A 25,850-nucleotide genomic window follows, 5' to 3' on the forward strand; every position below is an offset into this window, starting at 1 on the left:
CAGGGACAGGCTCCGCAATCACGCGGAGCGTGCATGTCCTGCGGCTGTGTTTGAAAAATCGGAGTGTCCTCATGGCACGCGTCTGCGACGTAACGGGCAAGAAGCCCATGGTCGGGAACAACGTTTCCCACGCCAACAACAAAACCAAGCGCCGGTTCCTGCCGAACCTGCAATACCGCCGTTTCTGGGTCGAGAGCGAAAACCGCTGGGTGCGTCTGCGCGTTTCCAGCGCCGCCCTGCGCCTGATCGACAAGAATGGCATCGACTCCGTGCTCGCCGACCTGCGTGCACGCGGCCAAGCTTAAGGAGTAGCACCATGGCAACCAAAGGCGGACGCGACAAGATCAAGCTGGAATCCACCGCGGGTACCGGCCACTTCTACACCACCACCAAGAACAAGAAGACGATGCCTGAGAAGATGTCGATCATCAAGTTCGATCCCAAGGCTCGCAAGCACGTCGAGTACAAGGAAATGAAGCTGAAGTAAGGCCTCTGGCCGCTTCAAGAAAAACCGCCCCACCGAGGGCGGTTTTTTTATGCCCACCCATCCCCGCCGGCCTGCGCGGAGGATTCCTCACACAGGCACCCCACCCCGGAAACACCGGGGCAGCCCGATCATGCGACGGCACGCAGGCACCCCGCGCCGGCCGGGTAGCCGCCGGCCTGCTGGCGCTCCAGCAGTTCGCCCAGCACGCGGTAGCCCTCTTCCACCTGCGGCGTGAAAGGCATGCCGCAGCTCAACCGCAGGAAGTGGTCGTAGCGGCCGGTGTTGGAGAACATGGGCCCCGGCGCCACCCGGATGCCCCGGGCCAGGGCCTCGTCGTACAGCCGGGTGGAGGACAGGCCCGCCGGCAACTCCAGCCAGAGGCTGATGCCACCGGGCGGCAGACTCAGGCGCGTTCCCACGGGAAAGTATTGCGCCACGGCCCGCGCCGACGCTTCGCGCTGCTCGCGCAGCTGGGTGCGCATGCGGCGCAGATGGCGCTCGTAGGCTGGCGAATCCACGGTGCGCGCGGCCAGGAGCTGCGACCAGGTCTGCATGTTCCGGGTGCGGGCGAACTTCAGCATCTGCACGCGGGCATGCCAGCGGCCGGCGCTCATCCAACCCTGCCGCAGCCCCGGCGCGAAGCTCTTGCTGAGGGAGGCGCAGTAGATCACCTGCCCCGCATCCCCGGGCCGGTCCCAGGCCTTGGCGGGGCGCAGGGGCTGGGGGGACTCGACGAATTCCCGGTAGATGTCGTCCTCGATGAGCGCAAGGCCGTATTCCACGCACAGGGCCACGAGCCGCTCCTTGTGGGCATCGGGCATCACGCTGCCCTGGGGCATCTGCAGATGCGGCACCACCACCACGGCCTTGAGGCGGGGTTCGTTGCGTGCCGCCAGCTCCAGCGCCTCCAGCGACAGCCCGGTATGGGGGCTGCAGGGGATTTCGAGAGCACGCAGCCCGCGCACCTCGATGGCCTGCAGGATGCCGAAAAAGGTGGGCGACTCCACCGCGATCACGTCGCCGGGCGCGGCCACGGCGTCCAGCGCGAGGTTCACGGCTTCCGAGTTGCCATGCGTGGCGCCGATGTCCCCCGGCGCGAGGCTGAGCCCGAAGCCCAGCGCGTTGTGCGCCATGGCCCGCTGGAACTCGGGATGCGTCGTGGGCGCGGACGGGCCGTACACCAGGATGTCCGGCTGTTCCCGCAGCAGGCGCATGGCCAGCCGGTTGAGGGCCTGGGCATCGAAGAGCGCGGGCGCGGGCATGGCGCTGCCGAGATCGAGCACACCGGGCCCCGCGAGGCGGGCCTTCTCCAGGAACACGGAAATGCGCTCGTTGATGCCGGCGAAGACGTGCGGATCCGGTGACAGGGGCTCATGCACCTCGGGTTCGCGGGCGGCCGGCAGCAGCGTCACGCGGCCGGGCACGCGCACGAAATACCCCACGCGCTCGCGCACCTCGGCGCAGCCCTGGTCCTCCAGGTGCCGCAGCACCTGGAGCGCGGTGGTGAGGCTCACGCCGTGGCGCTGGCACAGCTCGCGCACCGACGGCAGGCGCATGCCGGGCTGGAGGCTGCCCGTGGCGACGGCCTGCTCGTACAGCGCTGCCAGCTGGCGGTATCGGGGCTGCGGGGCCGCGGCGGAACCGGGCGCTTCGGGACGTTCGGCGGCGGGAGCGGACATAGGCGAACAGAGGAGTGGCAGGGAAGGCGCAGGTGCGCAGATTCATGATGCCCCGGCATACAGGGCCTGGACAGATACAGGAAACCTCCCGGCGAACCATAACAGAGACACGGCAACACGCACTGTTCCACCCCAACGCCACGGCGCCTGTGCATTTTCGGAATCCAGGGTTATCCCTAGGATTAGGGCTATTCCAAACTTATTCGATTTCGCGTTCGAGGAGAAAACCATGCCTTCCACCGATCGATCCACGCAAGCCGCCCGTCCCGAGGACACCTCTGCCGGCGCCACCGTGCGGCTCTCGCTGCGCCCCGGCGAGAAGACGCTGATCTGCCTGCCGCCCGGCGGCATGCTGCGGGCCGAGCGCGGCCGCCTGGCCCTGAATGCGGGGCCGATGGTCTGGGGCCAGGTGATGGCCCCCCAGGCCCCCCTGGGCGGGCTGGAGGAAGGGCAATGCCGCGTGGCCGATGCGAACGCGCCGGCGGTATGGATGGAGGTGTCGAACGCGGGCGCGGAGACGGCGCAGGCCATGCTCGTGGAGCCCGCGCCGGTGCCCGCCTTCCACCTCGCTCCGTTCGCGGATGCAGCGCGCATCCTCGGGGATGTGTGGCGGGCCATCGCCGCAGCCCTGCGCGGAACGGAAGGCCGCCTGCGCGCACCGCACGGCCCGGAAACCACGACGGCGCGCTGACGCGCCCCGGCCCTGTCAGGCCCCTCCGGCCCGCACCCCGCCATGGGGTCGCGGGCTTTTGCGCGAACAGGTGCCAAAGAGAGCGCAAGGCACGACGCTGCAAACCGTGCTGTGGCACAGCCAAGCGACGCAACACCGTGGTTTCTTTGATGGAAAAACCGTATCAGTGGTTCATGGTGCGCCGCCCCAGCCGCGATGCATGCCGGCGGCATCCCGTGCCGCCGATCCGAGGACCGCGCGGCAGGCCATGCCGGCGACGCCGTGGCGTCGGCCTGGCCAGGCTGCGGGAACCCCTCCCCTGCCCTCCCGCTCAGCAGGAAAAGCGGGAAAGCGCAAAGCACCCACCGCAGGGGGGAACGTGTTGGTTCAGGCCTGGGCGGCCCGCAGCCGCAGGGAGAATTCGCGCAATGCGGCCACGCCGCTTTCCTCGGCGCGGCGGCACCAGGCCTGCAGGTCGGCGGTGAGCTGTTCGCGCGAGTGGGAGGTGTTCATCCAGAGCTGGCGCAGCTCCTCGCGCATGGTGACCATCTTGTCGAGCACGGGATGGGCCTCGCGCGCGCGGGCCAGCTGTGCCAGCACGCGGGCGGGGACCTTCTCGGCATCGCGGTGCAGCCAGCGGCGCGCGGCCTGGAGCACGGAAGCGTCCGCCTTGCGGGCCTTGAGCGAGGCGATCTCCTCGCGGCAGGCGCGGCGCACGCCGCGCGCGTAGCCGGCCATGACCTCGTAGCGGTTGGCGATCAGCGCCTCCAGCGTCTTTTCGTCCGCCACGGGCTTGACGGCCCCCAGGCGCAGCTTGGGCGGCACCTTCTTGACGGTGGCCCAGCCCAGCCGGCGCAGCAGGCTGATGTAGACCCAGCCGATGTCGAATTCATACGGCTTGACCGAGAACTTGGCCGAGGTGGGGTAGGTGTGGTGGTTGTTGTGCAGCTCCTCGCCGCCGATCACGATCCCCCACGGCACGAGGTTGGTGCTGGCGTCCTGCGCCTCGAAGTTGCGGTAGCCCCAGAAATGGCCGATGCCGTTGACGACGCCCGCCGCCCAGAACGGGATCCAGAGCATCTGCACGGCCCAGACGGTGGCGCCGATGGCGCCGAAAAGCAGCAGGTCGATGATGAGCATGAGGCCCACGCCCTGCCATGCGAAGCGGCTGTACACGTTGCGCTCCACCCAGTCGTCCGGCGTACCGTGGCCGAACTTTTTCAGGGTCTCGGGGTTGGCGGCCTCGGCGCGGTACAGCTCGGCGCCGCGCCACATCACGGTGTCCAGCCCGCGCGTCTGGGGGCTGTGGGGATCGTCCTCGGTCTCGCACTTGGCGTGGTGCTTGCGGTGGATGGCCACCCACTCCTTGGTGACCATGCCGGTGCCCATCCAGAGCCAGAGGCGGAAGAAGTGCGAGGGCACGGCCCCGAGATCCACCGACCGGTGCGCCTGCGAGCGGTGCAGGAAGATGGTGACCCCCGCGATCGTGATGTGGGTGGTCACCAGCGTATAGAGGACGATCTCCCACCAGGACAGACCCAGCAGGCCGCTCGACATCCAGTCGATCATGGCATTCAGAACGGCCCAGTCGGGAAAGTGCATACGTGTGACGCCTTGGCGTAAAAGGGTGGAATATCGTCGGCAGCCACGGGGCCGCGGGCCGTGGCGGAATTTTAGGAGGCGCCCCCGCCCGGAGGGCCCATACCCACCCGGAATGGGGTGTATTGCCCCTCCGGACTTACCCGCAGGTCACCGCGGGGGAGCGCATCAGCCCTTGCGGGTCCAGACGGCCGCGAAAAAGCCGTCCGTCTGGTGCAGGTGGGGCCACAGGCGCAGATATCCAGTGCCGCTGGCACCGCCGCTGCACAGCCCCTCGGCCCCTTCCACCTTGAGCTGGGCCAGCAGCGCGCCCACGTCCTCCGCCGCGAAGTCCGGATGGGCCGCGCCGAAGGCCTCGGCGATGGCCTCGTTTTCCTCGGGCAGGATGCTGCAGGTGGCATACACCAGCCGGCCGCCCGGCTTGAGCAGGCGCGCGGCGCTCTCCAGGATGGCGGTCTGCTTGGCCACCAGTTCCTGCACGGCCTGGGGCGACTGGCGCCATTTCAGGTCGGGGTTGCGGCGCAGCGTGCCCAGGCCCGAGCACGGCGCATCGACCAGCACGCGGTCGATCTTGCCCGCCAGGCGCTTGATGCGGTCGTCGCGCTCGTGCGCGATGGCGGCCGGGTGCACGTTGGAGAGGCCGCTGCGCGCGAGCCGGGGCTTGAGGGCGTCCAGCCGGTGGGCCGAGACGTCGAAGGCATAGAGCCGGCCGGTGCTGCGCATGGCCGCGCCGATGGCGAGCGTCTTGCCGCCCGCGCCCGCGCAGAAATCCACCACCATCTCGCCGCGCCGGGACTGCAGCAGCAGCGCGAGGAGCTGCGAGCCCTCGTCCTGCACTTCGATGGCGCCGCGCGTGAAGGCATCGAGCTTGGTGAGCGCGGGCTTGCCGTCCACGCGCAGCCCCCAGGGGGAGTACGGCGTGGGCACGGCGGGGATGCCGGCCTTGGCCAACTCTTTGCGCACGTCGGCGCGCTTGTCCTTCAGGTCGTTGACGCGCAGGTCGAGCGGCGCCGGCTGCGAGAGGCTCTCGGCCAGCGCCCAGAAGCCCTCCCCGACCTGGCGCTTGAGCGGCTGCACGAGCCATTCGGGCAGGTTGTGGCGGTGCGGCTCCAGCAGGTCGGCCGGCGCGACCGCATCGCACTGGTCGAGCCAGTTCTTCTCGGTGTCGTTGAGTGCGCTCTTGAGGAAATCGCGCGGGCCGTGGAAGCCCAGGATGGCCAGGCGCCGCTCGCGCGGGCCGGAGCCCGAGCGCGCAAGCTGCTCGAACAGCAGCTTCTTGCGCAGCACGGTGTAGGCCGTCTCGGCCAGGGTGGCCCGCTCGCGCGGGCCGAGGGAGCGGTGGTCCCGGAAATAGCGGGACACGACGGCATCGGCGGGGTGTTCGAAGGTGAGGGTGAGCCTGACCAGTTCGGCGCAGGCATCCAGGAGGGCTTTCGGGTGCATGGGCGGGATTGTCCCATCCCCCCGCCTCCCGCTCCCCCACCACGCCGAGCGCCGCACAATGCGCCCCATGCACAGCCCCTCCCACCCCGACGGCGATCTGCCGCCCCTGCCCGAAACGCCACCGGGCCTCTACCGCCACTACAAGGGCATGCTCTACGAGGTGATCGGCACCGCGCGCCACAGCGAGAGCCTGGAGCCGATGACGGTGTACCGCGCGCTCTACGGCGAGCGCGGGCTGTGGGTGCGGCCGGCGGCGATGTTCGCCGAGACGGTGGACGTCGGCGGACAAACCCGGCCGCGCTTCGAGCGCGTGGACCCGGGGGCGGATACGGACTGAAACCGCGCCATGTCGCCGTATTTGCTATCGGAGTAGCTATTCTTTCGATAGCAAACGGGCGTGGCGCGCCAGGTCGGCCCGTTCACCTGCCATTCCAAGCCCCACGGACGCCATGTCGCTGTCGGCGCTGCATACTTTGCTACATATTCGATAGCAATCACCAGTCCGCTCAGCCCCCGCCCTCCCAGGCCCGGGGCAGCACCACCGTGGCCACCAGCCCGCCGCCCGGCGCGTTGGCCAGCGTGAGCGTGCCCCCGTGGCGCTGCACGATGTCGCGGGCGATCGACAGGCCCAGGCCCACGCCGCCGGAGTGGCGGTTGCGCGAGGCCTCGACGCGGTAGAAGGGCTCCATCACGCGGGCCAGGTGTTCCTCGGACAGCCCGGGCCCGTGGTCGCGCACGCGGATGTGCACGGCGCCGGGCCCGTCCTCCAGGGCGATCTCGGCGCCGCCGCCGTAGCGCACGGCATTGCCCACGAGGTTGTCCAGGCAGCGGCGCAGCGCGCCGGCGCGGGCGGGCAGCGGGCGGGCATCGCCCTCGAAGCGGACGTCGTGGCCGCAGGCCTGCTCGTCGTCCACCAGGCTTTCGATGAGGGCGCGCACGTCCAGCGGCGCCAGCGGCTCGGCGCCAGCCACGCCGCGCAGGTGGTCGAGGGTGGCGGTGATCATGGCGTCCATCTCGGCGATGTCGCGCGTGAAGGCGGTGCGCTCGACCTCGCCGGCCAGGGATTCGGCACGCAGCCGCAGCCGCGTGAGGGGCGTGCGCAGGTCGTGCGAGACGGCGGCCACGAAGCGGTCGCGCTCGGAGAGCTGGCGCCGGATGCGGGCCTGCATCTGGTTGAAGACGCGGCTGGCCTCGCGGCATTCGGCGGTGCCGTCCTCGGGCAGCGGCGGGCGGTGGATGTCGGCGCCGAGCTGGCGCGCGGCGGCGGCGAGCCGGTGCAGGGGCTGGGCCAGCCAGCGCGCGCCCCACCAGGCCGCGAGCATGAGCGCCGCGAGGCGCACGCCGATGTCCAGCAGCAGCCCGGGGTGCCACCAGCCGCCGTGCCTGGGCGGCGGCGGGTGCCGTGGGGGCGGCGGCGCGCCGTCGCCCTCCGGCGGCGCCCAGGCGGGGGGCGGCGCGGCGCCCGGGGCCTGGGAGGCACCGGGGCCGTTGCCGGGATCGGGACGGGGGCCCGGCCCGGGGTGCAGCTCGAACATCAGCGTGAGGGCCAGCACGTGGCTGGCGAGCACGGCCACGAAGAGCAGCAGCGCGAGCCGGCCGAACAGCGAATCGGGCAGGCGGCGGGCGATGGCGGCGCGCCAGCCCGTGGGCGCGGACGGCGGCTCGGCGGGCTCCGCCTGCGGCGTGGCGCGCATGGCCGCTCAGGCGCGGGCCGCGAGGCCCTGCACGGTCTGGATGTTGAAGAGGTAGCCCGAGCCGCGCACGGTCTTGATGAGCGAGGGCGCGCGCGGGTCGTCGGAGAGCTTGTGGCGCAGCCGCGACACGAGCAGGTCGATGCTGCGCTCGAACGATTCCATGGCGCGGCCCCGCGCGTGCTCCATGAGCTGGTCGCGGCTGCACACGCGCCGGGGCATGCGCAGGAAGGTGCACAGCAGGCGGAATTCGGCGTTGGACAGCGGCACGGTGACGCCCCCGGGCGAGACCAGGTGGCGCTCGACGCTGTGCAGCGCCCAGCCGTCGAAGCGCACCACGTCGGCTGGCGCGGCGGGCGCGGGCGCCGCCGGGCGGCCCTGCGCGGCGGCGCGGCGCAGCACGCTGTGGATGCGCGCCACCAGTTCGCGCGGCTCGAAGGGCTTGGTCATGTAGTCGTCGGCGCCCAGCTCCAGCCCCAGCACGCGGTCGTAGGCGTCGGCGCGGGCGGTGAGCATGATGAGGGGCACGGAGGAGGTGGCGCGCAGCTCGCGCGCCAGGGTCATGCCGTCGGTGCCGGGCAGCATGAGGTCGAGCACCACGAGGTCCATGGGCTGCTCCGCCATGCGGGCGCGCATGGCCGCGCCGTCGTGCGCGGCGTGGGCCGCGTAGCCGAAGCGGCCGAGGTAGCCGGTCAGCAGCGCGGTGATGTCGTCGTCGTCATCGACCACGAGGATGTGTTGCATGGCGCGGGCGCAGGAGGGTGAAGAAAAGGCGTTCGCCGCAGTGTATGCAGCGGCGCGCGGCGCGGTCGCGCCGAACAGGGCGGCTTTTGCCCCGCTGTTCCGACCTTGGAAACGCCTCTTGTACCAGCGCCGGTACAAACGCGACAAAACGCCGTTACCCGCGCCGCCAAGAATGCCCCACAGGCCCAGGCATCCCGCCGTGGTCTCCCAGGCTCCAGGGCCCGCGCGGGCGGCGGGGCCGCCAACCCCATCATTGAAAGGAACGACGATGACGACCATCAGTAGTGTCGGCAGCAGCAGCGCGTGGTCCTCCGCCGCCAGCCTGCAGCGCACGCAGCGGCGCGGGCCGCCTTCGCCCGAGGAGCTGCTGTCGAAGCTGGACGCCGACGGCAGCGGCGGCGTGAGCGGCACCGAGCTGCAGGGCCTGCTCGACAAGGTGGCGAAGAAGGGCGGCGCGGACAGCGCCACCACCAGCGCCACCGACCTCGTGACCCAGTACGACAGCGACGGCGACGGCAGCCTGAACGCGCAGGAGCTGGGCAAGACGCTGGAGAGCCTGATGCCCCAGCGCTCCACCATGGACTTCGCCCAGGCGCGCAGCACCAGCGGCACCAGCAGCAGCGGCGCCACCGGCCAGGCCGGCGACGACCTGTTCGGCAAGGTGGACCAGGACGGCGACGGCAGCGTGAGCAAGGAAGAGCTGCAGGCGCTGCTGGAGAAGATGTCCGGCGGCACGGCCAGCGCCACGGGCACCAGCAGCGACGAGGCGTTCAGCCAGCTCGACAGCGACGGCGACGGCAAGCTCTCGCAGGCCGAGTTCGACGCGGGCCGCCCCTCCGGCGGCGCACAGGGCGAGGCCGGCGGCGCGCAGGGCATGGCCGGCGGCATGCCGCCGCCCCCGCCCGGCGGACCGGGTGGCCCGGGCGGACCGGGCGGCGCCCAAGGATCAAGCGCCTCGTCGTCGTCCGGCAGCAGCACCAGCTACGACCCGCTGGACACCAACGAGGACGGCGTGGTGTCGGCCGCCGAGCGCGCGGCGGGCGCGGTGGCCTCCAGCGATGCCAGCAGCGAGACGGATGCGATCACCGCCCTCTTCAATGCCATCGACACCGACGGCGACAAGAAGGTGAGCGACTCCGAGGCGCAGAGCTTCATCGCGCAGCTGACGAGCCAGTACGCGGCGGCGACCGCCAGCGGCACGTCGTCGTCCACTGCCTCGTCGTCATCCTCGTCATCCTCGTCGTCGTCGGACACCAGCAGCAGCAACAGCAGCGGCCGCATCGACCTGGCCCAGCTCGCCGCGCTGGCCCGCCGCCAGTACGAGGCCACGGCCAGCGGCTGGGCGGAGAGCAGCCGCTCCAGCACGGTCAGCGCCCTGGCCTGATCGGCCTGCGCGCCCCGGCCCCGCGCCCTCCCCTGCCGGCACCCATGCTCCGCCGGCCGGGGCAGGGCCGGCGCACCGGTTGCCTGTTCCCCGCAGTGCTGCGAAGCCCGTCAGTGGACGAACTGCGGGGGCCGGCGCCTCGCGGCCCCCGCACGGGGCGCCGCCGGGGTCGCCCGGGAGGTTTCCGGGGTCAAATTGCCTTCACGTCGCCGTAAACACGATCTCTTCAGCTATTTTTTCGATAGCAAAAGACCGATCACCGCGCGCGGATAGATGGCATGCTCCTGCACCAGCACGCGGGCGGCCAGGTCGGCGGCCGTGTCGCCCGGCAGCACGGGCACCACGCCCTGCGCGAGGATGGGCCCGGCGTCCAGCTCCGGCGTGACGAGGTGCACCGTGGCGCCCGCCACCTGGCAGCCCGCGTCGATCGCGCGCTGGTGCGTGTCCAGCCCCGGGAAGGCCGGCAGCAGCGAGGGGTGGATGTTGACCAGCCGGCCCGCGTAGTGCGCGACGAAGCCGGGGGTGAGGATGCGCATGAAGCCCGCGAGCACCACCAGGGCCGGCTCGTGCGCGTCGATGCGCTGCATGAGCGCGGCGTCGAAGTCCTCGCGCGACCCGTAGGCCTTGTGGTCGAGCGCCTCGGTGGCGATGCCCTCCTGCCGCGCCCAGGCCAGGCCCGGCGCCCCGGCCTTGTTGCTCAGCACCGCCGCCACCCGCGCGCCGTGGCGGCCGGCCCAGTCCTGCTCCCGCGCGGCGCGCACGATGGCCGCCATGTTGGAGCCGCCGCCCGAGATCAAAATCACGATGTTCTTCATGGGGCGCGGATTATCGCCGCGTCCTTCCCCATCGTTTTTCCCCGCACCTTCCAGGCCGCTCCATGCCCTTCGATCCCCGCCTCCAGCCCCTCTCCGCCGCCGAAGCCCGCGTGCTCGGCACCCTCATGGAAAAGGCCCGCACCGTGCCGGACAGCTACCCGCTCACGCTCAACGCGGTGGTCACCGGCTGCAACCAGAAATCGAGCCGCGAGCCGGTGATGGCGCTCACCGACTCCGAGGCCCGCGAGGCGCTCGACAGCCTGCGCCAGCGCGCGCTGGCCATGGAGATCGGCGGCCAGCGCGCCACGCGCTGGGAGCACAACTTCACGCGCGCCGTGGGCGTGCCCGACCAGTCGGCCGCGCTGCTGGGCCTGCTGATGCTGCGCGGCCCGCAGACGGCCGGCGAGCTGCGCATCAACACCGAGCGCTGGCACCGCTTCGCGGACATCTCCTCGGTGGAGGCCTTCCTCGACGAGCTGCAGTCGCGCAGCGACGAGAAGGGCGGCCCGCTGGTCGTGCTGCTGCCGCGCGCGCCGGGCGCCCGGGAGCCGCGCTGGGCGCACCTGCTGTGCGGGCCCGTGAGCGCCGAGGCGCTCACGGCCGCCTATCCCGCATCCGCCGCCCCCGCGCCTGCCCACGAGGCCGACCCGGCCCTGGCCGGGCGCGTGGCCGCGCTGGAAGCCGAGGTGGCGGCGCTGCGCCAGTCGCTCGCCGCGCTGTGCGGCCAGCTCGGGGTGCCGCTCCCCGGGCAGGAATGACGCCAACATCCGCATCAATTCATACATCCCATAAAACATATTCATGAAACTTCCTGCCCGGCCCGCAGGAAGCCTCGGATAGAAAGGCAGGTTCCATTCGACGGAACAAGGACACGAGATGAGGACGAGGGATGCGGTTTTCTCCGCGCTGTGGGCTGTGCCGCTCGCGATCGCGGCCCAGGAGGTGATACCCGATTTTTACAAGGACCCGGGCATCTACCCCAACAGGGACTACGTCAACCAGGGCTTCGGCGAGCACGTCGATCCGTTCACCGGGTCCCTGCAGCTCCACTACGTGGACATGCACCTGCCGGGCAACGGCAAGTTCGACCTCAAGATCATCCGCTCCTACAACAGCGCATCGGTCGAGCCCACCAACCCCGCCACGCATGAGTCGCTGGCCGGCGTGGGCTGGAACATCCACTTCGGCAGGGTGCTGAAAAGCCGGGAAACCACCCTCTGCGGGAACAAGAACGCGCAAAGCGTCGCCGACAACCCCGTGCTGGAGCTGCCCGACGGCAGCCGGCAGCTGCTGGCCTTCACCGGCAGCACGTCGCCCCTGATGCTGACGACCCAGCGGTGGCGCGCGGACTGCATCACCTCGGGCGCCGGCGGCCTGCTGGTCACCTCGCCCGGCGGCACCCAGTACCAGATGACCCAGCTGGTGAACGTGGGCTCCGGCGTCAACCCCGTCTATGCCTGGTTCACCACCCGCATCACGGACCGCAACGGCAACTCCGCCACCATCGCCTATGCCGCGGAGGCCTCCCCGCAGATCTCCGGCGTCACCACCAGCGACGGGCGCTCCGTGGGCTTCTCGTACGCGGACAGCGGCCTGGCCAGCCGCCGCATCACCGCCATCTCCAGCGCCGGGCAGACGTTCAGCTACGGCTACCAGGCCATCAGCGGATACACCGGCAAGTACCACCTCACCGCCGTCACCCGGCCCGGGGGCACCGCCTGGAACTACGAGTACAACGGCAACCTGAACAGCGCCCCGGGCAGCCACGTGGTCCGCCGCGTCATGCATCCGGAGGGTGGAAGCATCGCCTACACCTACGGCTTCGTCTATTTCGACAACCAGGCCAACCCCGCCAGCCGCTCCACCGTGGTGACCGGCAAGACGCGCAGCACCGGCGGCACGTGGTCGTTCAGCTACGCGCCGGGCGCGCCCGGCAGCTACGACACCACCACGGTCAACGCACCCGACGGCACCACGGTCTATCGCCACATCGGCCCCAACTATTCCAGCTCGGGCACGGTGTGGATGGTGGGGCTGCTGGCCTCCAAGGCGATCGGCGGCCTGCAGACGGAGACCTACACCTGGGGCAAACAGAAGATCTCCAGCGAGAACAACTTCCGCCCCGGGGCCTTCGTGCTCAAGGTGGATGCGGGCGAGGTCAACGCCCCGCTGCTCACCCAGAAGACCATCGTGCGCGACGGCGCCTCGCACACCACCAGCTACTCGGGCTTCGACGGCTACGGCAACCCCGGCACGGTGACCGAATCGGGGCCGCAATCGGGCAACCGCACGTCGCAGCTCACGTATTACGTCAATCCATCCAAGTGGATCCTCCACCAGCTGCAGAACGACAACCGCTCGGGCGCCCAGGTCTCCCGGACCTTCGATGCCAACGGCAACATGACGTCGATCACCCGGGACGGCGTCACCACCCGCCATGCCTACGACAGCCAGGGCAACATCGCCTCCACCACCTTCCCCCGCGGCGTCACGCACACCTACGGCTCCTACAAGCGCGGCATCGCCCAGGCGGAGCAGCAGCCCGAGGGGATCTCGATCTCCCGCACGGTCAGCGACGCGGGCAACGTGACCTCCGAGACGAATGGCGGCGGCCAGACCTTCGGCTACGCCTACGACGGCCTCAACCGGCTCATCTCCGTGGCCTACCCGACGGGCAACCCCGTCACCCTCTCGTACGGCGCCGCGTCCCGGATCGTGGGCCGCGGCATGCTGTCCGAGACCACCCAGTACGACGGCTTCGGCAACGCGATCTCCATCAACACCGGCGGCATCGTCCGGTCCTTCGCGGTGGACGCGCTGGGCCGCAAGGTCTTCGAATCCAACCCCGGCACCAGCGCGGGCACGGCCTACCAGTACGACGTGCTCGGCCGCCCGGTGCGCATCGCGAACGCCGACGGCACGGCGCGCATGATCAGCTACGGCGCGGGCACGCAGACGGTGACGGACGAGCGCGGCAAGGCCACCACGCACGTCTACCGCGCCTACGGAGACCCCGACAGGCGGTTCCTGATGGCGGTTTCCACCGCGGAGCCCGCCACCAACCTCACCATCGCCCGCAACAGCCGCGACCTCGTCACGGACATCGTCCAGGCGGGGGTGATGCGCAGCTACGGCTACAACGGCAACTACTACCTCTCGTCCGCCACCCACCCCGAAAGCGGAACCACCAGCTACGGAAGGGATGCCGCGGGCAACATGACCTCGCGCAGCGCCGGCACGCTGGGCACCATTGCCTACACCTACGACGGCCAGAACCGCCTGCGGTCCATCACCTATCCGGGATCGACCGGCAACGTGGCGCATGCCTACGACGGCGCCCACCGGCTGATGAACACCTCGTCCCCCGACGCCAGCCGCAGCTTCGCCTACGACGGCAATGGCAACATCGTGCAGGAAAACCTGAACACCGCGGGCATCTCGTGGAGCGCCCGGTACGGCTACGACGGCAACGACCGCCTGACGTCCATCACCTACCCCCGCTCCGGGAGCACGGTGACCTACGGGCTCGACGGCCTGGGCCGGCCCACCTCGGTGTCCGGCTACGTCAACAGCGTGGCGTACTGGCCCTCGGGGCAGATCCAGCGCATCGCCTATGCCAATGGCGTCCAGTCGGACTACGGGCAGCACCCGCGGCTCTGGGCCAGCTCCTTCGCCACCTCCCGGTCCGGGAGCTACTTCCACCAGTCGGCCTACACCTACGATGGCGCCGGCAACCTCATGGGCATCAGCGACTCCGTCGATCCCCAGTACACCCGGATGCTGGGGTACGACGGCGTGAACCGCCTGACCACCCTGTCCACCCCGAACGGCAGCGGCACCATCGCCTACAGCGGCTCCGGCAACATCACCAGCCAGCGCGTCGGCAGCGAGCAGCTCAACTACCAGTACGACGGCAGCAACCGCCTCACCGCGCTGAACGCCGTGCCCGGCGAACTCTCCACCACCTACGCCTACGACGCCACCGGCAACCTCGTCGCCGGCGCGGGCCGGACCTTCCAGTACGACGCCGTTCCCAACCTGCGGTGCATCGACTGCGGCAATCCCGACGCGCGCGTGCAGTTCGAGTACGACGGCGACCAGAAGCGCACCACGATCCTCCGGGGCACCACCAGGACCCATGAATTCCACGGTGTCCACGGCAACCTGCTGGCCGACTACACCCCCGGCACTCCCGGAAAGCTGACGGAATACATCTACCTCCACGGCAAGCGCATCGCGCAGAAGGAGAGCACGCAATGAACCCCGCATCCTTCGTCGGCCCCTGGGGCCGCCTGCTGCGCCGCCTGGCGCTCCTCGCCACGCTGCTCGTCGGCGCGGGCGGCGCCTGGGCGCAGGCCGTCACGGTCACCTTCTTCCACAACGACATGGCCGGCACGCCCCTGCTGGCCACCGACGCCGGCGGCGCCGTCGTCTGGAAGGAAAACTACCTGCCCTACGGCTACCGCCAGCAGGCGGACGCCGCCAGCGCCGGCAACCGGCTCTGGTTCATGGGCAAGCCCCATGACCCCTCCACCGGCCTGACCTACATGGGCGCGCGCTACTACATGCCCCTGCTGGGCCGGTTCACGGGCATGGACCCCAAGGAGGTCGTGCCCGAGCAGCCGCACAGCTTCAACCGCTATGCCTACGGCAACAACAACCCCTACCGCTACGTGGACCCCGACGGCAAGATCGCGGAAACGGTATGGGACGCCTTCAACCTCTCGCTGGGCTTCCAGAGCCTGGTGGGCAACGTCCGCGCGGGCAACTGGAGCGGCGCCGCGATAGACGGCGTGGGCATCGCGGTGGACGCCGCCGCCACGGCCCTGCCCGGGATTCCGGGGGGCATGGGGGCGGGGATCGCGGCGTATCGGGGGAGTGCGTTGGCGGCGAAGGGGGCTGCCGGTGAGGCGCGGTTCATCAATGGCGTGAAAGTGACGGACCGCGCGACAGGCAATGTGCTGCAAGGCACCGTCGATCTGAAGCCAACGCTTGAGCGCATTGCTGCCGGCAAGAGTTTCCCTCATCGGAACGATGGCTCGGTGTTCGGGAACAAGGAAGGGCTGCTACCGCAACAACCGCGTGGGTATTACACGGAGTACGTGCATCCGACGCCAGGCGTTAATGGTCCTGGTCCCCAGCGCATCGTGACCGGGCAGGGTGGAGAAGTTTTCTATAGTCCGGATCACTACGGTACGTTTATCCGGATGAATCCGTAATCGAGGCAGAAATGGTTACACAGAGAGCATTCGAGTATGTGGAGTCGCAGAACTCCATCTTCAATGAAGACCATTTCATACTGAAAGTCCCTGCGGGGATTGGCTCCAAGACCGAATTGCTGGCAGTTCTGGCAAGTGCAGGCCACTTCCCTGAATACTTTGGCGGAAACTGGGATGCCTTGGAAGACTGCCTGCGTGATCTCAGTTGGATCAGCCAAAAGGAGGTTGTGATTCTGCATAACGACCTCCCGTTGCAGGGTACTCCTGCGGATTGCCGTATTTACTTGGAAGTACTTCAGACGGTGCTTGCCGATTGGGCGGAAATCGCACGACCGAATGCTGCCGAGCCACCTTCCGAGTGGGCATACGTCGATCACGACCTTCGCATCGTTTTCCCACTGGAGGCAGAGAAAACTGTGGCGAAATTGCGGGGAACGTGAGATAGGGCTTTGTGCAACAAAGCCATTGGATGGGACCTGAAGAAGGTCTGCATACATCCCCAATGCCGCTGCTTGGCGCACGCGTGAAGTGAAGAAATTCCAACCATGAAACTCCCCCTCGCGATTCTCGCCACCACCCTCCTGGCCTGCCATCCCGCCGGGGCCCAATCCACGGCGCCCGCCGAGGCAATCTTCTCCCAGTACCAGTCCCGCGAGCGCTCGTTCGACCCCGGCATCGCGGACCTCTACTGCGACACCGCGCGCATCCGCAATGTCCGGATCTATCCGAACGGGCAGCAGCGCGCCGTTGAAGTGCCCGCCGCGCGCTACCAGCAGATGATCCGCGATGCCATGCCCCTGGCCCGGGAGAAGGGCGACTACAGCACCTATTCCGCCGTGGCGTTCACCCCCGAGGGAGCCGGTGTGCGGGTGACCGCCAGCCGCTACTCGGTGCTTCGGCAGTACACCAGCCCCATCTCCCTGCTGATCGGCGCCTGCCAGGGCGGCCGCTGGGCCATTCTGGAAGAGTTGAGCCAATCCAGGCCCTGATGGCCGGTGGCCGGCCCGTCCATCCCTGCGGATTCGCCCTCGTTCAACGCCACGCCCGCCCAGGGGTGTCGCTCCCCGGACACGAGCAAAAAGCACGACCGTGCTACAACCACCGGCATCGCATCGGCAGGCCCGTCCCGCCGCATCCGGCGCCCTCCTCCAGGGACGTTGATCGCGGCGCGGAGGGCCTGCCGGTCATCACACGGAGACACCGCATGGATCTTGCATTCACCCCCGAAGAGCAGGCCTTCCGCGAAACCATTCGCGCCTGGGTCCGAAGCCACCTGCCCCCCGAGACCGCGCACAAGGTGCACCACGCGCTGCGCCTCACGCGGGACGACCTGCAGGGCTGGGCGAAGATCCTCGGCAAGCAGGGCTGGCTGGGTTTCGGCTGGCCCCGGGAATTCGGCGGGCCGGGCTGGACCGCCGTGCAAAAGCACCTCTTCGAGGAAGAATGCGCCCTGGCCGGCGCGCCGCGCATCGTGCCCTTCGGGCCGGTGATGGTGGCGCCCGTCATCATGGCCTTCGGCTCGCCCGAGCAGCAACAGCGCTTCCTGCCCGGCATCGCGAGCGGCGAGGTCTGGTGGAGCCAGGGCTACAGCGAGCCGGGCTCGGGCTCGGACCTGGCCAGCCTCAAGACCCGCGCCGAGCGCCGCGGCGACAAATACATCGTCAACGGCCAGAAGACCTGGACCACGCTCGGCCAGTACGGCGACTGGATGTTCAACCTCGTGCGCACCAGCAGCGAGGGCAAGCCGCAGACGGGCATCTCCTTCCTGCTGCTGGACATGAAGTCGCCCGGCGTCACCGTGCGGCCGATCAAGCTGCTGGACGGCGAATGCGAGGTCAACGAAGTCTTCTTCGACAACGTGGAGGTGCCCGCCGAGAACCTCATCGGCGAGGAGAACAAGGGCTGGACCTACGCCAAGCACCTGCTCAGCCACGAGCGCACCAACATCGCCGACGTGAACCGCAGCAAGCGCGAGCTGGAGCGCCTGAAGCGCATCGCGAAGGCCGAGGGCGTGTGGGACGACCCGCGCTTTCGCGACCAGATCGCGCTGCTGGAGGTGGACATCGTCGCGCTGGAGATGCTGGTGCTGCGCGTGCTCTCGGCCGAGAAATCGGGCAAGAACTCCCTGGACATCGCGGGCCTGCTCAAGATCCGCGGCAGCGAGATCCAGCAGCGCTACGCCGAACTCATGATGCTCGCGGCCGGCCCCTATGCCCTGCCCTTCATCGAGGAGGCCATGGAAGCCGGCTGGCAGGGCGATGCCGCGGCCGGCGCGCTCGGCGGCTTCCCGGGCGGCGCGGTGGCCGATGCGCCGCTGGCCTCCACCTACTTCAACCTGCGCAAGACCACCATCTATGGGGGCAGCAACGAGGTGCAACGAAACATCGTCGCGCAGACCGTGCTGGGCTGACGCCCTGCACGGTCCGCGCGGTGCGCGACAGGACGGCTCCCCCTTGCCCCCTCCGCGAGGGGGTTCTCGCATGAGCTTCGCTGGTCTTTGAAGGGGGTGCGCGAGCGCCCTGCACTGGCCGGCTTTTGGAGACACACCATGGATTTCGATTTTTCCGAGGACCAGCAATCTTTGCGCGATGCGGTGCGGCGCTGGGTGGACAAGGGCTATGCCTTCGAGCGGCGGCGCGGCATCGTGGCGGCGGGGGGCTTCGACCGCGCGGCGTATGGTGAGCTGGCCGAGCTGGGACTGACGGCGCTGACCGTGCCCGAGGCGCATGGCGGCCTGGGGCTGGGCGCGGTCGATGCGATGGTGGCCATGGAGGAGCTGGGCCGGGGCATCGTGCTGGAGCCGCTCGCGCAGGCCTTCGTCGCCTCCGGCGTGCTCGCGCACTGCGCGCCCGGGGCCGTGCAGGCCGACTGGCTGCCGCGCATCGCGAGCGGCGAGGCGCTGGTGGTGCTGGCCCACCAGGAGCGCAAGGCGCGCCACCGGCTTGATGTTTGCGAGGCAAAAGCCTCGGGAGTCGCCGAAAAATATACGGTTTCTGCTATCAAAAGCATAGTACCCGCGGGCGACCAGGCCGATGCCTTCCTGGTGCCGGCGCAGTGGCAGGGGCGCATCGCCCTCTTCCTCGTCCCGCGCACCGCGCCGGGTGTCTCCACGCGCGGCTACCTCACGCAGGACGGCAGCCGCGCGGCGGAAGTGCAGTGCACCGACGCACCCGCCACGCTGGTCGCCGGGGACGGCCTCGCTGCGCTGGAGCTGGCGGTGGACATCGGCATCGCCACGGCCTGCGCCGAGGCCGTGGGCGTGATGGACCAGACCATCGCGCTCACCGTCGATTACATGAACCAGCGCAAGCAGTTCGGCGTGCCCATCGCGAGCTTCCAGGCGCTGCGCCACCGCGTGGCCGACATGAAGATGCAGCTGGAGCTGGCGCGATCGATGAGCTATTACGCGAGCCTCAAGCTCGGTGCCCCGCCGGAGGAGCGCCGCCGCGCCCTCGCACGCGCCAAGGTGCAGCTCGGGCAGTCGATGCGCTTCGTGGGCCAGCAGTCGGTGCAGCTGCACGGCGGCATCGGCGTGACCGACGAATACATCGGCAGCCACTACTTCAAGAAGCTCACGCAGCTGGAGATCGCCTGGGGCGACACGCTGCACCACCTGGGCGAGGTCTCCGCGCGCATGCAGGACACGGCGGGCGTGTTCGCATGATGCGACAACAACCCCCTGTGGCGCTGCGCGCCTTCCCCCTTCTCTCACAGCGCTGCGCGCTGTGGGAAGGGGGACAACGCCGGTGGCCGGGCAAAGCCCGCTCCACGGCGTTCGCTGGCATGGCCTGCTCCGCGGCCATCGGACGAATGAGGCAGCGCCAGTAACGTGCGCCGCGGTGAACGCGCGGCACTGTGAATCACTGAAGTTCCCCCTGTGGCGCTTCGCGCCTTCTCACGTCTCCCACAGCGCTGCGCGCTGTGAGAAGGGGGACAACGCCGGTGGCCGGGCCAGACCCGCTCCATGGCGTCCGCTGGCATGGCCTGCTCCGCGGCCATCGGACGGGAAGCTCAGCGCCGGTTTCATGCATCGCGGGCGATGCCGTTGCACCATAAAAAACTGAAGTGCCCTCTCCCGTGCGGTTGCTTCGCGCCTATTCCGCCACCACCTCGAACGCCAGGAACTGGGTGACCTGCGCGTCGCTGAAGTTGTTGTCGGACACCAGCACCAGGCTGCGGTGGCCGTTGGCGAGGCGGGGGCCCCAGGCCATGCCCTCGATGTTGTCCACGGTGGACAGGCCCAGGCTGTTGAGGTGGACCACGAGGCGCTTGCGCACGGGCGTGAACGTGCCCGACGCCAGCGACGCGATGCCGGCCACGTCGCTCGCGCCGCGCGTGTCCACCTCGTAGAGGCGGATGTCCATGCGGTAGCGGTCGTCGCTGCCCTGCACACCCGATCGCTCCAGCACGAGAAAGCGGTTGCCATCCACGGCCAGCATCTCCGAGAGGCCGTTGTCGGCGTTCTTGCCCGCGCCCGGAACGCCCTGGATGGGATCGAGCGGGTAGGCCAGCTGCCGCAGCACGCTCCCGGAGCGGCTGTACTGCAGCAGGCGCGCGGTGGCCCCGGCCGTGGGGGTGGGCAGCGGGCCGTCCTGGTAGAGCGGCGCCTCCATGCCGGCCCAGAGGGTTTCGCCGTCGGCCGACAGCGTGAGCCCCTCGAAGGCCGCGTTGTTGCGCGTGCCGGCCTGCGCCGTGGGCGACACCTTGAAGGCCGGTGGCAGGGGCAGCGCCGCGATGGCGCGGCCGCCCGCGTCCGCGTGCATCACGAACGGGTCCAGGCCCAGGCTGCGGTCGCCCTCGCTGGTCCACCACAGGCTGCCGTCGCGCGGATCGACGCGCAGGGCCTCGGGGTCCGGCACCGTCTGGCCGGCGGCGGCCGTGGCGCGGCCGGGATAGGTGCTGCCGTCGGCCTGCCGCAGCGCCGTGCCGCGCACGAACTGCACCGGCGCGAAGGACGACAGGTCGTATTGCAGGCGGGCGGTGTAGAAGCGCGCCGGATTCTTGTCGGAGCGGTCGTCGCTCAGCAGCACCCAGGTGTTGGTGCGGGGATCGAAGTCGATGCCCGATAGGCCGCCCACCAGGGTGCCGTCCACCTGCAGGGTGTTGGCCACCCGCTGCTCCCCGATGAGCCGCACCTGGATGTCGTGGGTGCCGCCGTCGCTGCCACCGCAGGCGGACAGCAGCAGGGCGAGGGCGCCGGCGGAGGCAAGGTTTCCGAGCATGGAGGGGGTCTGGAAATGTGCGGGAAGGCCGACCTTAAACCCGTTGCGTGACACATCCGTTGCGGCCAACCCCGGTGTCAAGCGCAGCAATGCATGCACGCCACCGCATTGACGCCACGCCGTGCCCTGTCCAGAGTGCAGGCCCCTGTCACGTCTACACGAGGAGCACCGCACATGACATCCTGGATCCGCACGCTGGGCATCGCCTGTCTGGCATGGACCGCCACGCAGGCCTGGAGCCAGCCGCCCCGGCCCGAGAGCCTGGCGGCCTCCACCGCCGAGTCCGCCACCACCACCCGCGAGGTGGTGGGCTATTTCACGTCCTGGGGCATCTATGCCCGCGGCTACACGGCCAAAAGCCTGGCCACCCAGGGCGCACTGCCCCGCATCACCACGCTGAACTACGCCTTCGGCAACGTGCAGCCCGCGCAGGCGGACGGCACCGGCCCCATCGGCTGCCAGCTCGGCGATGCCTGGGCGGACGTGCAGCGGCCCTGGACGGCCGATGAAAGCGCGGACGGCGTGGCGGTGGATGAGAGCCAGCCGCTGCGCGGCAACTTCCAGCAGCTGCGCGCGCTCAAGCACCAATATCCCCAGCTCAAGGTGCTGATCTCGCTGGGCGGCTGGAACGGCTCGAAGTGGTTCTCCGACGCGGCGCTCACGGCCACGTCGCGCAGCGCGCTCGCGAAGTCGTGCATCGACCTCTTCATCCACGGCCGGATCGGTGGCGAGACGGAGGGCGACGGCGCGGGTGCCGGCGTGTTCGACGGCATCGACATCGACTGGGAATACCCCGCCGCCGAGGGCGCGCCCGGCAACACCGTGCGCCCCGAGGACACCGCCAACTTCACCCTGCTGCTGCAGGAGTTCCGCCGCCAGCTCGACGCGATCGACCCGGCGCTGCGCCTGACCATCGCCGCGCCCGCGGGGCCGCAGAACAGCGCGAAGATCGAGCTGGCCTCCGTGGCCCGGACGGTGGACTTCATCAACCTCATGACCTACGACCTGCACGGCTCGTGGGAGAGCCGCACCAACCACCAGGCCGCGCTCGCGCCCAGCCCGCGCGACCCGGACCGGGCGCAGGAGCTGTCGGTGGTGGAAACCGTCGGCCGCTACCTGCGGGCCGGCGTGCCGCCGCGCAAGATCGTGGTGGGCGCGCCGCTCTACTCGCGCGGCTGGAGCGGCGTGACGCCCACGGGCAACGGCCTCTACCAGGCGGCAACCGGCCTGCCCGCCGGCACCTACGAGACCGGCATCGACGACGTCAAGACCGTGCGCGCCAAGCCCGGCTTCACGCGCCACTGGGATGCCTGGTCGCGCGCGGCCTGGCTCTTCGACGGCACCACGTTCTGGACCCTCGACGACGAGCAGGTCCTGCGCGAGAAGGCGCGCTTCGTGAAGCTCACGGGCCTGCGCGGCATGATGTTCTGGGAGCTGTCGGGCGACGGCGGCGAACTCGTGCAGGCCGTGGGTGACGAACTGTCACGCTCGCGCTGACAGTGCGGGCGGGCGGGCCGGAGCGAATCCGGGATAATCCCGCCACACCCCTTGCAGCCGGGCCCCGCGCCCGGCTTTTTGACTTCTGCACGAGACATGAGCGCCACCGCCACCTCCACCGACCCCAATCGCCAACACCTCGAAACCGCGCGCGACCAGATCGAGCGCGGCGAACTGCAGCAGGCCGCGCTCACGCTGAACAAGGCCCAGAAGAACATCCCCAACGACCCGCGCGTGTTCCTGCTGGCCAGCGCCATGGCCGAGAAGTCCGGCAACGTCACCAAGGCCTTCGAGGCCCTGCGCCGCGCCGTCGCCATCTCCCCCGACTGGGGCCCGGGCCTGCTGGAGCTGGCCCTGCTGCTCGCGCGCCAGAACCAGTTCACCGAGGCCGTGGAACTGGCCGAGAAGGTCGCCGCGCTGGAGCCCGGCAACCCCATCGTGCTGGCCGGCGTGGTGGACATCGCGCACCGCGCGGGCCACCTCGAGATGGCCATCCGCCACCTGCGCCGGGGCCTGGAACTGGTGCCGGGCGACGTGCAGCTGCGCCGCCTGCTGGCGCGCGACCTGGGCGACCTGGGCCGCCACGCCGAGGCCCTGGAAGCCTGGGGCGCGCTCATCGACGAGCACCCGCAGAACGCCGAGGCCCGCCTGGGCCGCGTGAAGACCTACATCGCCGCCGGCACCCCGGCGCGCGCCGTGGCCGACACCACCGCGCTGCTGGAGATCGCGCCCGGCGATTCCGTCGTGGCCTACTACACCGCCATCGCGCACGGCGTGACGCCGCCCCACCAGCCGCCGGAGCTGCACCGCGGCCTGTTCGACGGCCTCGCAGGCCTGTACGACCAGCACATGGTCGCGGGGCTCAAGTACAGGCTTCCCAAGATCGCGGGCGACAAGATCCTCGCGCGCTTCCCCGACAAGCGGCTCAACGTCCTCGACCTGGGCTGCGGCACCGGCCTGCTGGGCGTGTGCCTGGGCCGCATCGACGGCTTCCTCATCGGCGTGGACATCTCCATGAAGATGATCGAGCAGGCCGCGCGCCACAACGTGTACGACCGCTTCCACCACGTGAACCTGCTGGACGCGCTGCGCGACACGCCCGACGGGATCTACGACCTGGTGGCCGCGCTGGACGTGTTCATCTACGCGGGCGACCTTACCGACACCGTGCCCGACGCGCACCGCCTGCTCGTGGCCCAGGGCGACTTCATGTTCTCGTGCGAAACCGCGCCCGAGGACGGCCCCGACATGGTGCTGCAGCCCAGCGGCCGCTACGCCCACAAGCGCAGCCACGCCCAGGCCGTGTGCCGGGCGGCCGGCTTCCAGACCGTGGAGATCGAGGACCTCGTGCTGCGCCACGAGAACAACGAGCCCGTGCAGGGCTTCCTCGTGACGGCACGCCGGGGCGTCTGATACGGCTTCGCAATCAAAAAGATAACCGCGTTGCTTCGCTTTGCCGTGCGACTGCACTGTCTGCAGCTTCGCGCCTTGTTCTCTCTTTGATTGCAAACCCGTATGAGCCCGCGTTGCCCGCGCTGGCGGGCACGGGGGTGGTGGGGCCTCGTACCCCACCGGCGCTCAGGTGCGGAACACGTCCACGGCCCGCACGAGCTGCGCCGCCTGCTGCCGCATCGACTGGGCCGCCGCGGCGCTCTCCTCCACCAGCGCGGCATTCTGCTGCGTGCTCCGGTCCATCACCGCCACCGCCTCGCCGACCTGGGCCACGCCGTCGCTCTGCACGCTGCTGGCGGCGCTGATCTCGCCCACCAGATCGGTCACCCGCTGGATGGCGGACACCACCTCCGCCATGGTCGCCCCCGCCTTGTCCACCAGTTGCGAGCCCTGCTCCACCCTCTCCACGCTGGCCCCGATCAGGTCCTTGATCTCCTTGGCGGCCTGGGCGCTGCGCTGGGCCAACGAGCGCACCTCGCTGGCCACGACGGCGAACCCCCGGCCCTGTTCGCCGGCACGGGCGGCCTCCACCGCCGCGTTGAGCGCCAGGATATTGGTCTGGAACGCGATGGAATCGATCACGCCGATGATGTCCGCGATCCTGCGGCTGGACTCGTTGATGCCCCGCATGGTCTGCACCACCTCGGCCACCACGTCCCCGCCCTGCACGGCCACGGTGCTCGCGCTCACCGCCAGCTGATTGGCCTGCCGGGCGCCATCGGCGTTCTGGCGCGAAGTGGCCCCCAGGTTGTCCATCGATGCGGCCGTCTGTTCCAGGGCCGCGGCCTGCTGCTCGGTGCGGGCCGACAGATCGTTCGTGCCGGCGGAGATTTCCGCAGAAGCCTGGGACACGGCCTCCGCCGACTGCCGGACCTGCCCGATCACCTGCGCGAGCTGGCGGCGCATGGCCGACAGGTGGTGGATCAGGCTGGAGCTATCCCCCGCCTGCGCCACGAAGGTCTCGCGCAGATCGCCCTCGGCGATCTGCCGGGAAAGGGCCGCGGCCTGCGCGGGATCGCCGCCGAGCTGGCGCAGGACCGAGCGGATCAGCCACCAGCCCAGCACGGCCCCCAGCAGCGCGCCCAGCCCGATCAACAGCGAGACGATCCAGAACGTGCGGTCCACGGAGGCCGCCACGCGCTCGGTGTCGTCGCGGGCCAATTGCTCCTGCTGCTTGCCGGCCTCCAGCAGCAGATTGCGCACATCGACATGCAGGCGGTCGGTGGAAGCATTCAGCTCGCCCATGGCCGCCTCGGGGTTGCCGGCCTCCACGGCCGCCTGGATCTTCGCCGTGGAAGCCTTGTAGCCGGCCCAGGTGTCCGCCAGCTTCTGCCCCGTCTCGCGCAGCCCCGGGCTGGCGCCTTCCTGGCGCAGGAACACGATGGCGTCCAGCACGGCCTGCTCCGACTGCTGGTTCAGCGTCAGCGATTCGGCACGGGACTTGGCATCCGTCTTGAGGATGTAGGGGTACATGCGCCGGAAATGCACCGCCGCCTGCCGCCCGCCATCGACCACCTTGCGCAGCGGCACGACGGTGCCCGTGTACATCTCGCGCTGCGCGGTGCTCATCGAGCGCAACTGCGAAAGGCCCGTGAGCCCGACGAGCAGCAGAATGATCAGGAAGAAGACCACGAGCGTGACCAGCTTCTGTGCCAATGTCATATTTTTGAATAGCGGCATGGTGTGAAAAAAGAAAGGGGCCGGGTCCGGCGGGAAACGCCTGCGAGGCGCAGCGCAGTGCCATCACCCGGCTCGCGCCATGCGATGGAACGCCCTTCGCAATGTATCCAAACCCGCCGGCGTCTCCCGGCCCGCGGCACCGGCAGCGCCTGCACCGCGGGCGCTCATGCGGGTTTGCCATCCAAGAGAGAACAGGGCGCGAAGCCGCAGACGGTGCCGCAGCACGGCCAGGCGAAGCAACGCTGCTCTCTTTTTGATTGCGAAGCCG

22 protein-coding genes are annotated in these 25,850 nt (G+C 69.8%); 14 read left to right on the plus strand and 8 right to left on the minus strand.

What is annotated here, in order from left to right; all coding sequences use genetic code 11:
• Window positions 1-71 precede the first annotated feature (71 nt).
• Window positions 72-305, plus strand: a complete 234-nt coding sequence (gene rpmB, locus AX018_RS07035; protein ID WP_005797187.1) for a 50S ribosomal protein L28 — start codon at window positions 72-74, stop codon at window positions 303-305.
• A gap of 11 nt (window positions 306-316) precedes the next feature.
• Complete coding sequence (rpmG, locus tag AX018_RS07040; RefSeq protein WP_011796484.1) at window positions 317-487, plus strand: 50S ribosomal protein L33; 171 nt, start codon at window positions 317-319, stop codon at window positions 485-487.
• A 128-nt stretch (window positions 488-615) separates the two neighbouring features.
• Here the strand turns inward: rpmG and AX018_RS07045 are convergent, their stop codons facing one another.
• Window positions 616-2,166 carry an aminotransferase-like domain-containing protein gene (locus AX018_RS07045; protein WP_111876598.1) on the minus strand — a complete coding sequence of 517 codons (1,551 nt, stop codon included), beginning with the start codon at window positions 2,164-2,166 and terminating at the stop codon, window positions 616-618.
• Window positions 2,167-2,395: 229 nt separating this feature from the next.
• Here AX018_RS07045 and AX018_RS07050 point away from each other — a divergent pair, with 229 nt between their 5' ends.
• Window positions 2,396-2,857, plus strand: a complete 462-nt coding sequence (locus AX018_RS07050; RefSeq protein ID WP_111876599.1) for a hypothetical protein — start codon at window positions 2,396-2,398, stop codon at window positions 2,855-2,857.
• 366 nt (window positions 2,858-3,223) lie between these two features.
• On the opposite strand, the gene AX018_RS07055 is transcribed toward AX018_RS07050, so the two are convergent.
• Window positions 3,224-4,438, minus strand: coding sequence for a DesA family fatty acid desaturase (locus AX018_RS07055; RefSeq protein ID WP_111876600.1), 1,215 nt, complete (start codon window positions 4,436-4,438; stop codon window positions 3,224-3,226).
• Between the two features lie 165 nt (window positions 4,439-4,603).
• Window positions 4,604-5,878: an RsmB/NOP family class I SAM-dependent RNA methyltransferase gene (locus AX018_RS07060; RefSeq protein WP_111876601.1), complete on the minus strand. Its 1,275-nt coding sequence runs from the start codon at window positions 5,876-5,878 to the stop codon at window positions 4,604-4,606.
• A gap of 67 nt (window positions 5,879-5,945) precedes the next feature.
• Between AX018_RS07060 and AX018_RS07065 the strand changes: the two genes are divergently transcribed.
• The gene (locus AX018_RS07065) at window positions 5,946-6,215 is read left to right on the plus strand and encodes a DUF1653 domain-containing protein (protein WP_111876602.1); all 270 of its coding nucleotides are present in this window, start codon (window positions 5,946-5,948) and stop codon (window positions 6,213-6,215) included.
• A gap of 169 nt (window positions 6,216-6,384) precedes the next feature.
• On the opposite strand, the gene AX018_RS07070 is transcribed toward AX018_RS07065, so the two are convergent.
• Both AX018_RS07070 and AX018_RS07075 read right to left on the minus strand, forming a co-directional pair.
• On the minus strand, window positions 6,385-7,572 hold the full coding sequence (locus AX018_RS07070; protein ID WP_111876603.1) for an ATP-binding protein: 1,188 nt from the start codon (window positions 7,570-7,572) through the stop codon (window positions 6,385-6,387).
• A gap of 6 nt (window positions 7,573-7,578) precedes the next feature.
• Entirely contained in the window at window positions 7,579-8,313 is a 735-nt protein-coding gene (locus tag AX018_RS07075) for a response regulator (RefSeq protein WP_111876604.1), read from the minus strand.
• Window positions 8,314-8,581: 268 nt separating this feature from the next.
• Between AX018_RS07075 and xopAW the strand changes: the two genes are divergently transcribed.
• Entirely contained in the window at window positions 8,582-9,697 is a 1,116-nt protein-coding gene (gene xopAW, locus AX018_RS07080) for an EF-hand domain-containing protein (protein ID WP_111876605.1), read from the plus strand.
• A 230-nt stretch (window positions 9,698-9,927) separates the two neighbouring features.
• Here xopAW and purN read toward each other — a convergent pair whose 3' ends face one another.
• On the minus strand, window positions 9,928-10,512 hold the full coding sequence (purN, locus tag AX018_RS07085) for a phosphoribosylglycinamide formyltransferase (RefSeq protein WP_111876606.1): 585 nt from the start codon (window positions 10,510-10,512) through the stop codon (window positions 9,928-9,930).
• Window positions 10,513-10,574: 62 nt separating this feature from the next.
• Between purN and AX018_RS07090 the strand changes: the two genes are divergently transcribed.
• The 7 genes from AX018_RS07090 (at window position 10,575) to AX018_RS07125 (ending at window position 19,395) form a co-directional block, all read left to right on the plus strand.
• Entirely contained in the window at window positions 10,575-11,270 is a 696-nt protein-coding gene (locus AX018_RS07090; protein ID WP_111876607.1) for a YceH family protein, read from the plus strand.
• A gap of 118 nt (window positions 11,271-11,388) precedes the next feature.
• Window positions 11,389-14,772 carry a DUF6531 domain-containing protein gene (locus AX018_RS07095; protein ID WP_111876608.1) on the plus strand — a complete coding sequence of 1,128 codons (3,384 nt, stop codon included), beginning with the start codon at window positions 11,389-11,391 and terminating at the stop codon, window positions 14,770-14,772.
• The gene (locus tag AX018_RS25175) at window positions 14,769-15,731 is read left to right on the plus strand and encodes an RHS repeat-associated core domain-containing protein (protein ID WP_170146200.1); all 963 of its coding nucleotides are present in this window, start codon (window positions 14,769-14,771) and stop codon (window positions 15,729-15,731) included. Before AX018_RS07095 ends, AX018_RS25175 begins: the two co-directional genes overlap by 4 nt.
• Window positions 15,732-15,769: 38 nt before the next feature.
• Window positions 15,770-16,171 carry a barstar family protein gene (locus AX018_RS07110; protein ID WP_211322387.1) on the plus strand — a complete coding sequence of 134 codons (402 nt, stop codon included), beginning with the start codon at window positions 15,770-15,772 and terminating at the stop codon, window positions 16,169-16,171.
• Between the two features lie 105 nt (window positions 16,172-16,276).
• Entirely contained in the window at window positions 16,277-16,720 is a 444-nt protein-coding gene (locus AX018_RS07115; protein ID WP_111876610.1) for a hypothetical protein, read from the plus strand.
• Between the two features lie 215 nt (window positions 16,721-16,935).
• Window positions 16,936-18,141: an acyl-CoA dehydrogenase family protein gene (locus AX018_RS07120; protein ID WP_111876611.1), complete on the plus strand. Its 1,206-nt coding sequence runs from the start codon at window positions 16,936-16,938 to the stop codon at window positions 18,139-18,141.
• Between the two features lie 138 nt (window positions 18,142-18,279).
• On the plus strand, window positions 18,280-19,395 hold the full coding sequence (locus AX018_RS07125; protein WP_111876612.1) for an acyl-CoA dehydrogenase family protein: 1,116 nt from the start codon (window positions 18,280-18,282) through the stop codon (window positions 19,393-19,395).
• Window positions 19,396-19,825: 430 nt separating this feature from the next.
• On the opposite strand, the gene AX018_RS07130 is transcribed toward AX018_RS07125, so the two are convergent.
• The gene (locus AX018_RS07130) at window positions 19,826-20,953 is read right to left on the minus strand and encodes an esterase-like activity of phytase family protein (RefSeq protein WP_111876613.1); all 1,128 of its coding nucleotides are present in this window, start codon (window positions 20,951-20,953) and stop codon (window positions 19,826-19,828) included.
• Window positions 20,954-21,127: 174 nt separating this feature from the next.
• On the opposite strand from AX018_RS07130, the gene AX018_RS07135 reads away from it, so the two are divergent.
• Complete coding sequence (locus AX018_RS07135) at window positions 21,128-22,450, plus strand: glycoside hydrolase family 18 protein (protein WP_111876614.1); 1,323 nt, start codon at window positions 21,128-21,130, stop codon at window positions 22,448-22,450.
• Between the two features lie 96 nt (window positions 22,451-22,546).
• The gene (locus AX018_RS07140; protein ID WP_111876615.1) at window positions 22,547-23,863 is read left to right on the plus strand and encodes a tetratricopeptide repeat protein; all 1,317 of its coding nucleotides are present in this window, start codon (window positions 22,547-22,549) and stop codon (window positions 23,861-23,863) included.
• 165 nt (window positions 23,864-24,028) lie between these two features.
• On the opposite strand, the gene AX018_RS07145 is transcribed toward AX018_RS07140, so the two are convergent.
• The gene (locus tag AX018_RS07145) at window positions 24,029-25,564 is read right to left on the minus strand and encodes a methyl-accepting chemotaxis protein (RefSeq protein ID WP_281269539.1); all 1,536 of its coding nucleotides are present in this window, start codon (window positions 25,562-25,564) and stop codon (window positions 24,029-24,031) included.
• Window positions 25,565-25,850: the final 286 nt, after the last annotated feature.

Origin of the sequence: Paracidovorax anthurii, assembly GCF_003269065.1 — a bacterium.
Lineage (GTDB): Bacteria > Pseudomonadota > Gammaproteobacteria > Burkholderiales > Burkholderiaceae_C > Paracidovorax > Paracidovorax anthurii.

Excerpts from the sequence above, each read along its gene's own strand:
- rpmB (WP_005797187.1), top strand. The coding sequence starts at position 72 with ATGGCACGCGTCTGCGACGTAACGGGCAAGAAGCCCATGGTCGGGAAC.
- rpmG (WP_011796484.1), top strand. The coding sequence starts at position 317 with ATGGCAACCAAAGGCGGACGCGACAAGATCAAGCTGGAATCCACCGCG.
- AX018_RS07045 (WP_111876598.1), bottom strand. The coding sequence starts at position 2,166 with ATGTCCGCTCCCGCCGCCGAACGTCCCGAAGCGCCCGGTTCCGCCGCG.
- AX018_RS07050 (WP_111876599.1), top strand. The coding sequence starts at position 2,396 with ATGCCTTCCACCGATCGATCCACGCAAGCCGCCCGTCCCGAGGACACC.
- AX018_RS07055 (WP_111876600.1), bottom strand. The coding sequence starts at position 4,438 with ATGCACTTTCCCGACTGGGCCGTTCTGAATGCCATGATCGACTGGATG.
- AX018_RS07060 (WP_111876601.1), bottom strand. The coding sequence starts at position 5,878 with ATGCACCCGAAAGCCCTCCTGGATGCCTGCGCCGAACTGGTCAGGCTC.
- AX018_RS07065 (WP_111876602.1), top strand. The coding sequence starts at position 5,946 with ATGCACAGCCCCTCCCACCCCGACGGCGATCTGCCGCCCCTGCCCGAA.
- AX018_RS07070 (WP_111876603.1), bottom strand. The coding sequence starts at position 7,572 with ATGCGCGCCACGCCGCAGGCGGAGCCCGCCGAGCCGCCGTCCGCGCCC.
- AX018_RS07075 (WP_111876604.1), bottom strand. The coding sequence starts at position 8,313 with ATGCAACACATCCTCGTGGTCGATGACGACGACGACATCACCGCGCTG.
- xopAW (WP_111876605.1), top strand. The coding sequence starts at position 8,582 with ATGACGACCATCAGTAGTGTCGGCAGCAGCAGCGCGTGGTCCTCCGCC.
- purN (WP_111876606.1), bottom strand. The coding sequence starts at position 10,512 with ATGAAGAACATCGTGATTTTGATCTCGGGCGGCGGCTCCAACATGGCG.
- AX018_RS07090 (WP_111876607.1), top strand. The coding sequence starts at position 10,575 with ATGCCCTTCGATCCCCGCCTCCAGCCCCTCTCCGCCGCCGAAGCCCGC.
- AX018_RS07095 (WP_111876608.1), top strand. The coding sequence starts at position 11,389 with ATGAGGACGAGGGATGCGGTTTTCTCCGCGCTGTGGGCTGTGCCGCTC.
- AX018_RS25175 (WP_170146200.1), top strand. The coding sequence starts at position 14,769 with ATGAACCCCGCATCCTTCGTCGGCCCCTGGGGCCGCCTGCTGCGCCGC.
- AX018_RS07115 (WP_111876610.1), top strand. The coding sequence starts at position 16,277 with ATGAAACTCCCCCTCGCGATTCTCGCCACCACCCTCCTGGCCTGCCAT.
- AX018_RS07120 (WP_111876611.1), top strand. The coding sequence starts at position 16,936 with ATGGATCTTGCATTCACCCCCGAAGAGCAGGCCTTCCGCGAAACCATT.
- AX018_RS07125 (WP_111876612.1), top strand. The coding sequence starts at position 18,280 with ATGGATTTCGATTTTTCCGAGGACCAGCAATCTTTGCGCGATGCGGTG.
- AX018_RS07130 (WP_111876613.1), bottom strand. The coding sequence starts at position 20,953 with ATGCTCGGAAACCTTGCCTCCGCCGGCGCCCTCGCCCTGCTGCTGTCC.
- AX018_RS07135 (WP_111876614.1), top strand. The coding sequence starts at position 21,128 with ATGACATCCTGGATCCGCACGCTGGGCATCGCCTGTCTGGCATGGACC.
- AX018_RS07140 (WP_111876615.1), top strand. The coding sequence starts at position 22,547 with ATGAGCGCCACCGCCACCTCCACCGACCCCAATCGCCAACACCTCGAA.
- AX018_RS07145 (WP_281269539.1), bottom strand. The coding sequence starts at position 25,564 with ATGACATTGGCACAGAAGCTGGTCACGCTCGTGGTCTTCTTCCTGATC.